This is a genomic window from Paenibacillus antarcticus (assembly GCF_001637225.1).
Taxonomy (GTDB): Bacteria; Bacillota; Bacilli; order Paenibacillales; family Paenibacillaceae; genus Paenibacillus_AQ; species Paenibacillus_AQ antarcticus.
Genome location: NZ_LVJI01000016.1, coordinates 134,723 through 149,348, shown reverse-complemented (window position 1 = coordinate 149,348; position 14,626 = coordinate 134,723). Strand labels below are relative to the sequence as shown.

Here is a 14,626-nt window from a genome sequence, read left to right as displayed (position 1 = left end):
TTTCGTGCTTGGAGCGCTTAGTCCCCCTGTTCGCTTTGCGAATGCATTTCGGGGACCCGCTCAACTTCGTGGGAGTGAGTAGCTCTTGCTTCGCCGAGCTACAGATCCTGTTTGCTCCGCAAATGCGGGGAAGTTCTAAACCAAGTTCTAAACCTCCTATTTGCTTCGCAAATGCGGGAGATCAAAACCTATAACATTTACTACCCTTACCTATTCGCTCTCGCGGATAGGTAAGATAGCTTATTTATAAAGGAGTAATAGATATGAAATTGCAACAAATTTTCAATACTGAAGCACCCAATCAATCTACACGCATTATCGAAGGTGAATGTTCGGGTATTCTAAACTGGAATGATATTCGTATGCCTCATATGTATAAACTTTATAAAGTACTGTTATTAAATCACTGGATTGCAGATGAAATTCCAATGTCCAAAGATGCTCAACAATTCGCAAGATTAGATCCTGAAGAACAACGCGTCTTCAAGATTAATATTTCATTACTTGCAGTGTTAGATTCTATGCAAACGATGTTTGTAGGGGATGTAAAACGTTACTTTACGGATTCTTCACTAGAAGCTATCTCAGCGATTATTGGGCAACAAGAAGTTGTTCATAATCAATCTTATTCCTATGTACTTTCATCCATTGTTTCGGATCAAGAGCAGAAAGAAATTTTTGAATATTGGAAGAAGGACCCGGTTCTTCTTGAACGCAATCGTTTCATTGCTGATATTTATCAAAGTTTCCGTGATGAACAGAATCCACAGACATTCTTCCATGCGATGGTGGCAGATTTGATTCTTGAAGGTATCTTCTTTTATAGTACATTTGCCTTCTTCTATAACTTGGCTCGCGATCAAAAAATGATGGGAACAAGTCAGATGATCTCGTATATCCAACGCGATGAGAATCAACACTGCTATTTCTTTGCTGAAGTATTTAAGCAGTTGCTTGTTGATTTCCCAGAACTTAACTCGAAAGAAAACATCGCGTATGTGTATAGAACCATTGATGAAGCTGTTCAATTAGAAATTAACTGGGCACATTACACGCTTAGTCAGATCGCAGGAATTGATCTAAATGAGCTTGAGAATTATATTAAGTACACAGCTAACAAACGTCTTACACTCATGGGTATGGACAAAGCTTATGTGGGTGTAGATGTGAACTGTATGCCTTGGATTAAACCTTTCTCAGACGATGCCCTCAATTCAACGAAGACTGATTTCTTCGAAGCGAAATCCCGTAACTACGGTAAAGTCGGCGATGATAACGGATTCGATGATTTGTAAGTTCAATATATTATTGTATTCTTATACACAAAAAGGAGGGGCTCTAATGAGCCACCTCCTTTTTGCTTACACCAACCATAATTTTCAATTACTCGTCCGCAATGAACCCATTATCAAGATCTTTAAGTATTTTCCATTCATTATCCTGTTTAACGACTGACATATGTCCTGTGTGAGTCACCACGCTTGTGCCTTTAGATGAAGTCAATTCTGATGGGCTAAGTTCAAGGTCTATACTATAACGAAAAGAGAATGTATCCTTCTCCATATTGTCCTGTTTCATATTTTCGAATTCAATTTGTTTAACCTTTATATTCAAATTATTATTAAGGGCATAACCTGTCGCTATTTCGCTTTGTCTATTAGCTGTGAATACTATATATCCTTGCTCCGTTAAGAATGGCTTAAATTCCTCTTGTTTCTTTATCCTATCCTCCACGGTTGTTCCTATGTCAGCAACTTGAATCTCATATTGCATTTTCTTTAAGCTCTCGCCTATTTTTATAGCCGCGGCCTCATCACTTCTTGTTGAGCAACCTGATGCCATAAATAACAGAGAGCAGGTTAGAATCAATGACCCAACGACGACAGCTTTTGTCATTGTTGTAGAATGTTTCTTCAAAGTAATCACTCCTTTGATACAATAACGTATTAAAATCGATTTAGTCTCTTTTTTTTCACAAAAAAATAAAGACATGAGAACTTTTAATATAAAAAAAGAGCGAAACTGTAACCAGTTCCAACTCCATTTCACACTATTTAATCACCAGGTCTACACCTTTAATTCGTATACTTTATTGTTATGCTCGCTTCTCAAGCGTGTTTCGATTGCCAATTCTTCAAGTTCAGCATGCAGACGTATCCGTAACTCTTCAGCAATCTCCATCCCGCCTTTTTCCGTACGAGTCACTTGTGAATCTACCGTGTAGACTCCACCTAGTATGTGACGTGCCCCTAGCGCAGACAGAACAGGTTTTAGAGCATAATCAATAGCCAGTAAATGTGCAAGGCTCCCTCCCATAAACAAAGGCAACGTAATTTTACCAGCAAGACCTTTTTGAGGAATAAGATCAAGGAATGTCTTAAGTACACCCGTATAAGATGCCTTATACACTGGACTTGCAATAATTACAGCATCTGCTTCTACCACTAGCCCGTTGGCTTTGACAATATGTTCGCTTTCAAACTTCGTATGAATGAGATCATCCGCCGGGAGCCGGGCTACATCAATACGACTCACTTCGAAACCGGAGACACCAAGAATATGTTCCACGTAATCAATAACTGCACCAAGTCTCGAAGTAAGCGAAGGATTTCCATTTATGATAACAATTTTGGCCATGTTTTTATTCTCCTTTTCATAAGACTCTACATAAGAATCTCAGTATTTAATATTTATAATTTATAAATCCGATCTGGATAGTGTGTTTAAATCATCGTAACAAGTATTACAACATTTGTCAATTGATTAAATGTCCATTTAATCAACCCTTCCCCTTGCTATAAATTTGCTTATCTATATCCCATTACCCTGAACTGTATATTGAACTTCCACTTCGTATACGCTATAATAAACGACAAAGAATTGAACAGTGATATTGCGCCTATGATCAGAATCCAACTGTGAGGCGTTGGCGACCAGAGAAGGTATTTCTTCTCCCTAAGTTAACCGGCATCCGTCCGTTACCGCGGAACCAAGAGGATCGAAGACTGCCTATAGCTGCTTCGATCAAGTTGGGTGGCACCGCGAGCAAGCGCTCCTCGTCCCAAAGGATGAGGGCGTTTTTTGTATTTTTTTAGACAAAGGAGCTCGTGGGATATGTTAGATATTCGATTTATCCGGGACAATCCGGACTTGGTACAACGGACAGCACAACAGAAAAGGTTAGAATTGTCGGTCACCGATTTACTGCATTGGGATCAGAAGAGACGCGATCTACTGAAACAGATTGAAGATTTAAGGGCTGATCGTAATCGACTGACACACGCAATCGCTACGAACATCCAACAAGGACAGCCAACCTCCACTGAACCTCTCAAAGAACAGGTAAGACAAATCAATCAACAGTTAACTTTGCATGAATCTGCACTAACTCAGGCTAATGAAGAATGTGAGCGCCGGATGATGTCGGTTCCTAACATTGTATCTCCCGACACACCTGTGGGCCAAGATGATACTGACAATGTCGAGATTAGACGAGTCGGTACTCCGCCAGTCTTTGCCTTTGAGACATTAGATCACGTTCAGCTAGGTGAACGCCATGATCTCATTGATATTCCACGTGGCGTGAAAGCCGCAGGCAGCCGGAACTATTTTCTCAAGGGGGCCGGTCTATATTTACATCTAGCCGTACAACGATTAGCACTGGATCTACTCACCAATTATGGATTCACAGCTATGGATGTGCCGGTTATGGTCCGGCCAGAGGCACTCACAAGAACAGGTTTTTTCCCAACGGGAGCGGATCAGACTTTTGAGATTACGGGCGAAGATAAATGGCTAGTCGGTACGTCTGAAGTTTCTTTGGTATCGTATTATAGCGATGAGATCATTGATGTAACAGAACCGATTAGACTAGCTGGGATGTCAGCTTGTTTCCGTAAAGAAATCGGATCAGCTGGGAGGGATGTTCGAGGACTATACCGAGTTCATCAATTCGCAAAAGTAGAACAGGTCGTTCTTTGTGAGAATAATGCTGAGATCTCAGAGCAGATACTTCAAGAAATCACAGCTCATGCGGAAGAAATCCTTCAGTTATTAGAGCTTCCTTATCGTGTGATGTCGGTATGTACAGGAGATATGTCGCAAAAAACGTATAAGCAATATGACATCGAGACCTGGATGCCTAGTAGGCAAGGCTATGGAGAGACACATTCGTCTTCCAATGTGCTTGATTTCCAAGCGCGTCGTTCTAACATTAGATACCGTGATGCTGATGGTAAGCTACAATTCTGCCATACGCTCAATAATACAGCTGTCGCATCCCCACGTATTCTAATTCCACTGCTAGAGAATCATCAACACGAGGATGGTTCCATCTATATCCCTAAGGCACTGCGTCCTTATATGGGAGGAATGGAACGATTAATTCCAACTACACAACAATAAGTTAAAGACATGAATAAATAAACATTGCTCGCTCAAACAGAGGGGGGTGTCTCTAGTCAGTTATTATGACCAAGAAGACACCCTCTGTTCCCATTCTCAGTCCATTCCACCGATTTATTAATTTGACTACTACTCGTATGTATCATTTTCTTATTCATTTCAACATTGTTCTCACGCTAACATGGGCTAATGCATACACATATGGCATGATGAAGGAGGTTACGTAATTAATAACCATGGCGTCCAATTCCCATTTCATTCAATCCTAAAAAGGCTACTTACCACAAATCATGGTAGATAGCCTTTTCCCGTAGTGCCCCTTTTTTATATAATTCATCATTCTATTATGTTATATGTTATTATTTATGCGCTAGACTAATACCACCATCTTCTTACTCTAGATGTATCATAAATGTATAAAGGCTCCTCTTTCGCCCCTATGAGCTCTGGTGTATGAAGATGATTACGTTCATATCCGAACTCAATTCTATGATACTCCTCAAGTCCTTGTCCTTCATTTCTTAAATACTGAACCCGTGTGACAACATGTTGCATTTCAATAAATCCTTCATACATAACCTTCGACCTCCTGAATGGTTGCAAGCCTCGCCCTGCCGTTACAAATCCACCCATTGGGAATACAGCAAGGTCTTGCTTGCTATAAGGTTTTGTTTACGCTCTAATAATATCATGTTTTCGTACATTTGTTAATAGTGTAAGCGCTTTATTTATGTCTATAAAGCGCCCCCATTCCTTGTAAACTGTCTTTTATAACTGGGCATATGCCTAGAACATACGAATAGGCTTATGACTATAATGAAGGGATGGATTAGATACATTTACTGGACGTACCAGGAAAGGATTGAAATGATGCATTCTAAAGAATACTCCCCCATGATGTGGCGTTTACACATCGGGCACTACGTTATAAATAAGCTAGCTTGTGGAGGGATAGCCTTCTTATTATTAAACCTAATCAATATGATCACGCATGATTACATCACAATCTCCATAACACCGTTCTCTCTTGAACAATGGGTGTACGGTATAATTATGATGGCATCTATTACTTTTGATGCTTTATGTGCTCTTATGGCTCCTCTTAGCGGGTCCATATATATATTTGTTTTGTCTATATGGGGATATATAGTTGGTTACACCCTAACGGTAAATGGGATCGGTGCCTCTTGGCTTTCCGGGCTCCTCGGATTAGGTACGATCCTATTGTTCTACTTCGCCACCAGCATATTACGGAGACATTCTCTCACCTCCCTTATGCTCGCTTGGATTATTCCTCTAGTATGTATTTGGATCTTCATACCTTAAGAGGGCATTTGCAAATGCAAATGCCCTCTTAAGGTTTAAATATGATCACACGTTGTTCGATCAGCCTGCGTTCCACGCTAAAATAGCGCGAATGCCCACCTGTCACCATTCCAGTATATGCGGTTTATTTCATTATAAAACCTTACATTCAGCAATGATAATACTTACCTCTACTTAGTAAGCTACCGTAAATCGAGCACGTAAGAAATACGGATCTTCCACTTCATCAATAATTGCAGCAGCGTAATCCTCAGCTGATATAGTACTTCTATCACTCTCATCTAGAATGAGCTTATCCGTCCCAATACGGAATTGCCCGGTACGACGTCCAGGGATAATCTGAGCTGGAGGGCTACAATACGTCCAGTCCAAGTCAGACTCACTATATATTTCATAGGCCTTAGCATGAGCATTAGCAAGTGGCTTAGATTCGATAGGATATTCATCCGTATCCATCCACTTTACGCCAGAGGCTACTTCAAGACTTCCAGCTTCACCTACTATGATAAGTCGGGATACACCCGAACGCTTTGCACCCTCAACAATCGAATGAGCTACAACTGCTAACTCCTCCTCCGCTCCAAGCGTTGTACCCATTGCGCTTATGATTGCCTGATGACCTTCACAAATGGATGCAACTTCATTTACATTCATCACATTTCCTTCTACCACACTTAGATTCTCATATTGCTCTGTCATACGAGTCTGATCACGTACTACGGCAGTAACCTGATAACCACGGTCTAACGCCTCTTTCATAATAAGCTCCCCTATCCTTCCATTAGCGCCAAACAATACAATTTTAACATCTTGTCCTTTAATATCTACCACTTCATATTCCTTCTTTCTATGTTGTTCAGGCATATCCTATGATGCGCCATGAGTTTAATAATTCGTTCTGTTATCTTACCATCTATATAGAATGAACTAAAGGCGAACGCAGATACTTTAGTTCATTCTATATATATAATTTGAACTATAGAAGTTCATAATTGTCTATAGTGTTCCCAAACATCAAGATTGGGGTATATATAAGTATAATTCAATCCTATACTTATACTATTGGGTTTATTATCTACGCCAATGAATGTAGAATTGGTATACGACCATCATAAACAAGAAACGGTAGGTGTCATAAAAAAAATGTCTAACACATCTAGACTTTTGAAATGGATTACATTTGCGTTTGAAGCCTTTTTCGCTATTCCATTTATAGGAGGTGCGTATATTCTTTCTCATGGGTGGTTACCACTCGGACTTGCATTGCTCTTACACATCGTGGCAATTGTCTCTCTCTTAAAGGATCGAGCATCTATTATTGGTAATGGACTCGGTGTAGTCACTTCCTTAGTAGGCATTATTCCTATTGTCGGATGGATCATGCATGGGCTCACTGCAATTGTGTTGCTTATCGAAGCTGTTACTGGTTCACGTAGAAGACCACGGTTTTAGCTAAGACGGTCTGTTATCTGAACCCTTCATCACCTTGAAATATTAGTGTCCTTATGCAATAGTGGAGGTAGAATAATGAAGGGGGCATCGGGTTGTTCCATATGGTTACGACATTCATCAACACGCTCTCAAGTTCTGTAGAAGGATTTATATTAGCTGGTTTAACGGTTGTTCTATTTATATGGCTATACATACGTACAGCACTACAACTACAAACAGCCCGCAGGGAACAATTAGAGCGATTACAGAAGTCTTTGTTGTTATATAGCCGTGTTACAGGCCCCCTCAGTGAAATGATGGAGCGTGAGAATCACAGCCAGGACGAAATATCTCAATTGGTTTCTCTTTTAGAGGAGTGTAAGGCGGCACCAATACTCACAAGCGATCTTCATGAACAGATTGACGCTTACATAAGAGAACGAGATCCGTCTCGCTTATCAATGCTTCACAAAACGTGGGTACGTGAGGTTAATCGGCGGATTGAGGAACAAAGTACTCTTTTGCGCAAATGGGATCGACCAAGTTGGGGATTTAGCTTCTGGGTATTGCTCAAACCAGCTCTCCCCTTTGTGGCTCTAGTAGCTATTCTGGTATGGGGTTTACAACTATATCAGACTCTTATTGGATTACCTGAGTCGAATGTCATTCATGCTTGGGCTCGCTTTATCTCTTGCGTTATTGCTACGGCATCCCTTTACCTTGTATTCATGTATACTCGTAGGCTTCCACTTAACCTACTCTATACAGGTCTCTATGTATTGATCGCTGCAGTTGCCTTATTCCACTTGTTGGGTTTGAATATGGCACTTTATATTATTTCTGTACAAGTTATCCTCTTTATCGCTGGTTTTACACTCACCACCAAACGCACACGTCGGGAACGTCCTTATGCCGGTCGCGATCTTGTGGTAGAAGTTGCACCAACGTTAATAACAGAGGTGAGCGTATCCTCACTTGCCACGACTCCGAATCACGACATATCTGAGCTACCCACACGTTCCAATCGGAAGAATAACAAATACCGCGGATAAGTCTACACATACCCTCATATCTATTCATAAGAAATAGCCCTACTGCCCTACGAACGCTTCTTATTAGCAGAAACGTTCGTCTTGAACAGTGGGGCTATTATCAATGATAACCAATTAATTAGAACTAGATTCCTTAAGATTTCGCGTTCCTGGCCGAGGAGCAGAACTAGACTTGGCGATCCCCAAGGGTTTATTCTCAAATCGCTTCCGTTCCGTTCTTTCCATCTGTACAATCTGTCCCTCATGTACTACGATCTGAAGTGATCCAAATTCCATATTATTTAGTAACTCAGCAATACGCCCCAACCAAACTTCGTCCACTTGAAGTGGTTTTGCCATAGTGTCGCCCCCTTCGCCAGGTTATTAAGTCAATGTATCAAGACTTAGAATAGCTCTTAGTATAATTCATTCTTATCCAACCGAATTAGTATGGATTAACATTAACACGTACTGGAAAGAAGTGTCAATGGGCATCTTTCCGTGTAAACCAACTCTTCAAAATTAGCGTTACCATGGCTAATAGAAGCAATAGTGATGCAACAGCAAAAGAAGCTGAGAATTGATATTCATTGTACAAAATTTCAACATGTAAGGGGAGCGTATTTGTCTCTCCTCTGATATGTCCCGACACGACAGAAACCGCACCGAACTCCCCCATCGCTCTCGCATTACACAAAATAATACCGTAAAGCAGCCCCCATTTGATGTTAGGCAATGTCACCTTGAAAAAGATAGTCCAGCCACGTGCCCCTAAGGTCACCGCAGCTTCCTCTTCTTGTACACCTTGATCTTCCATCAAAGGTATCAACTCTCTAGCTACAAAGGGGAAGGTAATGAATAGTGTGGCCAGAACAATACCAGGTACAGCAAATATGATTTTGATATTATGCGCGTCAAGCCACGGTCCAAACCAGCCATGAGCACCAAATACCAAGACATAGATCAGTCCCCCTATCACAGGTGAAACGGCAAAAGGTAAGTCAATTAAGGTAATTAACAATCCTTTACCACGGAACTTAAATTTAGTTACCGCCCATGCAGCGACCACACCAAACACCGTATTCAAAGGTACAGTAATGAGCGCTACAAGTAATGTTAGCTTTAAGGCTGACATGGCATCTGGATCAGTAAGCGCAGCAGCATACACCGACCAACCCTTTTTCAAAGCTTCTGTTAATACAATAACAAGTGGAAGTACGATTAACCACAGCAATACCAAACCCGCAGTACCGATCAGAAGCCATCTAGCCCATCTGGGTTCGGTTGCCGCTGTTGAGATACTCCCTTGTAGTGAAGGTGATGCTATCACCGGTTCTTTTCCTGCCATCTACCTTTCCTCCTTTTAACAAAGTGGTTGCAATGACTCCCTTTGTTAGCGAGAGGTTCGGCGCACCCATCGTTGAAGTGAATTAATTAAAAGTAACAAAAGAAAAGAAATACTCAATAGGATAATAGCTACAGCAGTAGCGCCCGCATAATCATATTGTTCAAGCTTCGACATGATCAACAACGGCGCAATCTCGGTCCTCATCGGCATATTACCAGAGATAAAGACGACAGAACCGTACTCTCCTATGCCACGTGCAAATGCTAAAGCAAACCCTGTTAACAGTGGTGGTAACAAATTAGGGAATATTACTTTGCAGAATGTACGAAAACGTCCTGCGCCTAATGTTGCAGCAGCTTCCTCCGCATCACTCTCCATATCCTCTAACACTGGCTGCACCGTGCGAACCACGAACGGAATACCAATAAACATCAACGCTAGTGTTATCCCTATGGGAGTAAATGCCACTTTGATCCCTAGAGGCTCCAATAATGAACCTATCCATCCATTCTGTGCATAAAGCGCAGTTAACGAGACCCCCGCTACTGCCGTAGGCAGTGCGAAGGGAAGATCAATCAAAGCATCAAACAATGCTTTACCCGGGAATTTATAACGTACTAGCACCCATGCTAGAAGTAGGCCCAACACTGCATCAAGTAATGCAGCTGCTGCCGCCGTTGTGAAGCTGACACGATAAGATGCTAGTACCCGAGGATCGGTCGCCACTTGCCAGAACTTGCCCCAAGTGAGTCCGGTAGAATTAAAGAGTAGCGCTGCCAAAGGAATAAGGACAACCACACTAAGATAGAACACGCTAAACCCCATCGTCAGTCCGAATCCGGGAATGACTTTACGTTGGATACCTTTGACTTTGACTTGACTCATATCCTTGTATCCTATCCTTTCCGTGCCTTCGACCTAAGAGTCGATCAGCTATCCACGATTAGTCTATTTTCCAGGTACGTATATTTGATCAAATACACCGCCGTCTTTGAAATGCTTCGTTTGCGTTTCTTTCCATGTTCCGAATACATCTTTTAAAGTAAATAATTCAATTGCTGGGAAAGAATCTTTAAATGTAGTCTTTACACTCTCAAGCGTAGGTCGGTAAAAATTCTCAGCGGCAATCGTCTGTCCTTCTTCCGAGTACAAATACTTTAAGTAAGCTTCTGACACTTCACGTGTTCCCCGTTTGTCGACCACTTTGTCAACTACAGCTACTGGAGGTTCAGCCAAAATACTTACGGAAGGGTAGACAATATCAAATTTATCTGGGCCTAATTCCTTCACGGAAAGGATCGCTTCATTCTCCCAAGCAATAAGAACATCACCAATTCCACGTTCCACAAATGTTGTTGTTGAGCCACGAGCTCCTGTGTCTAGAACCGGTACATGTGTAAATAGATTCTTAACAAATTCCTGAGCTTTCGCCTCATCATTTCCATTCTGTTTCAGTGCGTATCCCCAAGCAGCAAGATAGTTCCAACGAGCCCCCCCTGAAGTCTTAGGGTTAGGAGTTATCACTTCCACACCATCTTTAACTAAATCAGACCATTCTTTAATGTTTTTTGGGTTTCCTTTCTTCACTAGGAATACAATTGTTGAGGTATATGGCGAACTGTTAAGTTCAAATTTGCTTTCCCAACCCTCTTTAATTAGACCGTCTTCTTGAAGTGCATCAATATCATATCCCAGTGCTAATGTAACCACATCTGCTTCTAGCCCATCAATAACAGCCCGACTCTGTTTACCTGAACCTCCGTGGGATTGCTTAATAGTAACTTTCTGTCCTTTTTCTTTCTCCCAATACGTAGCAAATGCTTTATTGTAACTTGCATAAAGTTCACGTGTTGGATCATAGGATACGTTCAATAGCTCAACATCCTTCAGTTTTTCTGTCACTTTTATATCTGTAGTAGCTGGAGTAGCGTTTTCTTTCTCTGTTGCTTTATCTCCACATGCAGCCATCATAGTAGTCAATAGTAATACCGCGCTCAATAGAACCCCTTGCTTCAATGCCTTCTTCATAATCATTATCACTCCCATTTTTCTTCTCACCTTACTAACAAGAACACAAAACAGACGTAGGAAAATCACCTACCCTTGTTGTCATACCAGTCACATAAAACTGTGTTTGCAACATTAGCGAGTGATTTCCTCCGTCTGTACGGTAAGAAATATTATTTATTATTCCGACCTGTTTAATAAGGTATATGAGTATTGTAATTAAATGGAGATAAAGTGTCAAACCTTTTTTTGTTAAAGTTAGAATAATTTTATACTGAAATAAGGCTACTCCTTTAGTAAAAGGAATAGCCTCTGCTATATTCATTCTTTACGTCATAAATAGTTAATATATTAAAGTTAACATTTAATCATACGAATAATATTCTCTCAACGAGCAGGACGATCATGTTTGATTTATAGAGATTGAACACACATTGGTATCGGTAACTCTAGTATATATCCAGTCGTTGATAAGCGTCCTGTCTCTGTATCCACATAGTAGGAGACAACATTACCCGTTTTATGATTCGCTACGAGAACAAACTCATCTTCTACAATCGTAAAATTACGAGGGTACTCGCCGTGTGTACTTTGCCAATCCACAGCTGTTAATTTACCTGTATCTAAATTTATATCGTACTGTACGATACTGTCATGTCCTCGATTAGAGGCATATAAGAAACGTCCACAAGTCGATACATGTATATCAGCAGGATATGAGACTCCTTCGTTATAGTCATCAGGAAGTGTCGAAATACTCTGAATCGTGTGAAGGTCTGCGTTCTTATCATCATACGTAAATACTGTGACTTCATTATTAAGCTCATTCACACCATATGCCCATTTACCTGTAGGATGAAAGTCGAAGTGCCTTGGTCCCGCTCCCGGTGGAAGGTTCACCTCACGATGCTTCACTAACTGTCCTCCCTCTAGACGATAGATCACGATCTGATCTATTCCTAGATCACACACCATAACGAAACTCCCCGATGGATCTGGGTAAATCGAATGAGGATGAGGGGATTCCTGTCTATCTGGATTCACACTGTGTCCACTATGAGTAATCGTACATGACTCTTCTATCGTCCCATTATCCCCGATTCGGAATACGTTCACATTACCACCAGAATAATTAGATACGAATGCATATTGACCATCTGTGGATAAACTTATGAAACATGGGTCAGCACCATGTGTCGGTTTCCGATCCAATAACTGCAATTCTTCTGTTTCATTATCAATAGCATAGACAAAAATCTCGCCCTCAGATTTTTCACTGACAGCATACAGACGATCGCCTATTGAATTTACAACTAAGTATGTAGAATTTTCTATACCTTCAGTACTACTCACAATTCGCATAGATCCGTCCAGTTTATTAAGAGCACAACGGAAAATACCTTTCTCTGTATCCTTCGTTTGTGTTCCTGTAAAAAAAACAATTTCATTCTGAGTGGTCATGAGACTATTCCTCCTAAAAGCTTTACGAAGTAAAGCTCGCTTCGTAAGCATTATCTTAGCTTTACGAAGTAAGGCTCGCTTCGTAAGCATTATCTTAGCTTTACGAAGTAAAGCTTGCTTCGTAAGCATAATCTTAGCTTTACGAAGTAAAGCTCGCTTCGTAAGCATATTCCTAGCTGTTCAGATGTGTTTCATCTTAAATATAATTTATTCTCCCTACAAGTTCAACGAGAATTAATACGCATACAAAAATAGCCCTGCGCATACGCAGGACTCATCCATTTAATAGTTATTAACGTTAAGGTTGATTCTCCGATTGAATATCACGTGTAACATCCAATAATGTAATGTTATCATAATGGCGTTCAAGAGCCAATTCCCCACCGCTATAAATCCGTTCCATAACCTCTTGTATATGTTCGGATACCACGCAAGCTGACTCTCCACCTCCGGAACACCAACTTGGTTGTAGTGAACCACGTGCAAGAAGACGATACAAGTCGCCAAGCGTCACCTTCGAACTATCAGCATTCAATAGATAGCCTCCGCCAACACCTTCCTTGGTAGTTACATAACCTTGTTTCCGTAGTAATCCGAGCACTTTACGGACACGCGCAGGATGCGTACAAACACTCTTAGCAATTTCATCACTATTAGCCATGTGGTCTTTCTTTAAGCTAAGAAGGGTTAAACAATGGACGGCAATATTGAATTCACTATTCATTTCATCGCTCCCTCTCATCTGTAATTATATGCATAACAGTTTTTGGATGTCAAGTTTCCAATTTTGGAAATTCCATTTTTAATGAATGATTCCTTACTCTCTATCCATGTAAACTCATTTGAAATTGAATGTCGTAATCCATGTGCTATAATACTTGTAACTGACAGATGATCAAATTAAGAACAACGGGATTGATCATTCGTAAATAGTATACTAATTATAGAGAGGGGTTCTCAATGTGCCTCATATCAGTCCCTCATATCTTCAAATCGGTACTACGATTGGGACTATCCTCATTGCGTTACTTACCATTTTCATTAGACTCAAAGCAAGCAGTTCACCAGTCACAATTAAGAAGATTCTTATTCCACCTTTAGGTATGTCTACAGGATTTCTCATGTTTGTTGCACCTTTCACGCATATTCCTTTGTGGTGGGCTGCAGGTGCTTTTGTGATAGGATGGTTTCTGTTCTCTTACCCTCTCATCCGAAGCACTCATTTCAAGATCGTCGACGGACAAGTCTATGCCGAGCGCTCTCGAAGTTTCATTGTTATCTTGTTTGCATTACTTATAGTGCGTACGTTGCTCCATCAAATTATTGAACAGTATGTTTCTATTGCCCAGACAGGCGCTTTATTCTTCCTATTAGCATTTGGAATGATTGTTCGTTGGCGATTGTTCATGTATAAGGAATACAAGCACATTATCCAGTCAAATGACAACATGAATTAGAGTTAATCTTTAGAAGGTACACACTTATAACAATGTACAATTCAAGTGTTTTATGGTATATTTAGGATATTATTAAGAAGGAACGGATTACACCGTCTCTTTGGAAATATAAGAAGTGTCATATCAAATGAAACGTATACTTTCTTATTTCTTAAAATGAA

General features: G+C 40.7%; 16 protein-coding genes. 5 read left to right on the top strand and 11 right to left on the bottom strand.

The genetic code is table 11. The features are described from left to right. Window positions 1-263 precede the first annotated feature (263 nt). Complete coding sequence (locus tag PBAT_RS12205; protein ID WP_068591977.1) at window positions 264-1,295, top strand: ribonucleotide-diphosphate reductase subunit beta; 1,032 nt, start codon at window positions 264-266, stop codon at window positions 1,293-1,295. Window positions 1,296-1,383: 88 nt separating this feature from the next. Here the strand turns inward: PBAT_RS12205 and PBAT_RS12200 are convergent, their stop codons facing one another. From PBAT_RS12200 to PBAT_RS26235, 3 genes are all read right to left on the bottom strand, one after another. Beyond that, a complete protein-coding gene (locus PBAT_RS12200) occupies window positions 1,384-1,917 on the bottom strand; it encodes a hypothetical protein (protein WP_068649907.1) in 534 nt (177 codons plus the stop codon). Between the two features lie 150 nt (window positions 1,918-2,067). Continuing rightward, window positions 2,068-2,637: an NADPH-dependent FMN reductase gene (gene ssuE / locus PBAT_RS12195; protein ID WP_068649904.1), complete on the bottom strand. Its 570-nt coding sequence runs from the start codon at window positions 2,635-2,637 to the stop codon at window positions 2,068-2,070. Window positions 2,638-2,905: 268 nt separating this feature from the next. Further along, a complete protein-coding gene (locus tag PBAT_RS26235) occupies window positions 2,906-3,040 on the bottom strand; it encodes a hypothetical protein (protein ID WP_276326560.1) in 135 nt (44 codons plus the stop codon). Window positions 3,041-3,114: 74 nt separating this feature from the next. Here PBAT_RS26235 and serS point away from each other — a divergent pair, with 74 nt between their 5' ends. After that, window positions 3,115-4,404 (top strand): serine--tRNA ligase, encoded by a 1,290-nt coding sequence (gene serS / locus PBAT_RS12190; RefSeq protein ID WP_068649903.1) that lies wholly within the window; start codon window positions 3,115-3,117, stop codon window positions 4,402-4,404. Window positions 4,405-4,779: 375 nt separating this feature from the next. On the opposite strand, the gene PBAT_RS12185 is transcribed toward serS, so the two are convergent. After that, a complete protein-coding gene (locus PBAT_RS12185; RefSeq protein WP_068649900.1) occupies window positions 4,780-4,980 on the bottom strand; it encodes a hypothetical protein in 201 nt (66 codons plus the stop codon). 924 nt (window positions 4,981-5,904) lie between these two features. Continuing rightward, window positions 5,905-6,594, bottom strand: a complete 690-nt coding sequence (locus PBAT_RS12175) for an NAD(P)-dependent oxidoreductase (RefSeq protein WP_068649896.1) — start codon at window positions 6,592-6,594, stop codon at window positions 5,905-5,907. Between the two features lie 279 nt (window positions 6,595-6,873). On the opposite strand from PBAT_RS12175, the gene PBAT_RS12170 reads away from it, so the two are divergent. Both PBAT_RS12170 and PBAT_RS12165 read left to right on the top strand, forming a co-directional pair. After that, window positions 6,874-7,182 carry a hypothetical protein gene (locus tag PBAT_RS12170; protein ID WP_068649895.1) on the top strand — a complete coding sequence of 103 codons (309 nt, stop codon included), beginning with the start codon at window positions 6,874-6,876 and terminating at the stop codon, window positions 7,180-7,182. Between the two features lie 92 nt (window positions 7,183-7,274). Continuing rightward, the gene (locus PBAT_RS12165; RefSeq protein ID WP_068649893.1) at window positions 7,275-8,213 is read left to right on the top strand and encodes a hypothetical protein; all 939 of its coding nucleotides are present in this window, start codon (window positions 7,275-7,277) and stop codon (window positions 8,211-8,213) included. Between the two features lie 114 nt (window positions 8,214-8,327). On the opposite strand, the gene PBAT_RS12160 is transcribed toward PBAT_RS12165, so the two are convergent. The 6 genes from PBAT_RS12160 to PBAT_RS12135 all read right to left on the bottom strand — a co-directional run bounded on the left by PBAT_RS12160 (window position 8,328) and on the right by PBAT_RS12135 (window position 13,732). After that, complete coding sequence (locus PBAT_RS12160) at window positions 8,328-8,552, bottom strand: YezD family protein (RefSeq protein ID WP_068649891.1); 225 nt, start codon at window positions 8,550-8,552, stop codon at window positions 8,328-8,330. Window positions 8,553-8,676: 124 nt separating this feature from the next. Then, window positions 8,677-9,540 (bottom strand): sulfate ABC transporter permease subunit CysW, encoded by an 864-nt coding sequence (gene cysW / locus PBAT_RS12155; RefSeq protein ID WP_068649889.1) that lies wholly within the window; start codon window positions 9,538-9,540, stop codon window positions 8,677-8,679. Between the two features lie 45 nt (window positions 9,541-9,585). Continuing rightward, complete coding sequence (gene cysT / locus PBAT_RS12150; RefSeq protein ID WP_068649887.1) at window positions 9,586-10,425, bottom strand: sulfate ABC transporter permease subunit CysT; 840 nt, start codon at window positions 10,423-10,425, stop codon at window positions 9,586-9,588. Between the two features lie 63 nt (window positions 10,426-10,488). Further along, complete coding sequence (locus PBAT_RS12145) at window positions 10,489-11,568, bottom strand: sulfate ABC transporter substrate-binding protein (protein WP_068650331.1); 1,080 nt, start codon at window positions 11,566-11,568, stop codon at window positions 10,489-10,491. Window positions 11,569-11,961: 393 nt separating this feature from the next. Continuing rightward, window positions 11,962-13,176, bottom strand: a complete 1,215-nt coding sequence (locus PBAT_RS12140) for a lactonase family protein (RefSeq protein ID WP_246168310.1) — start codon at window positions 13,174-13,176, stop codon at window positions 11,962-11,964. 130 nt (window positions 13,177-13,306) lie between these two features. Further along, the gene (locus PBAT_RS12135) at window positions 13,307-13,732 is read right to left on the bottom strand and encodes an Rrf2 family transcriptional regulator (protein ID WP_068596288.1); all 426 of its coding nucleotides are present in this window, start codon (window positions 13,730-13,732) and stop codon (window positions 13,307-13,309) included. Window positions 13,733-13,970: 238 nt separating this feature from the next. Here PBAT_RS12135 and PBAT_RS12130 point away from each other — a divergent pair, with 238 nt between their 5' ends. Next, window positions 13,971-14,465: a CcdC family protein gene (locus PBAT_RS12130; protein WP_068649884.1), complete on the top strand. Its 495-nt coding sequence runs from the start codon at window positions 13,971-13,973 to the stop codon at window positions 14,463-14,465. The last annotated feature ends 161 nt before the right edge of the window (window positions 14,466-14,626 follow it).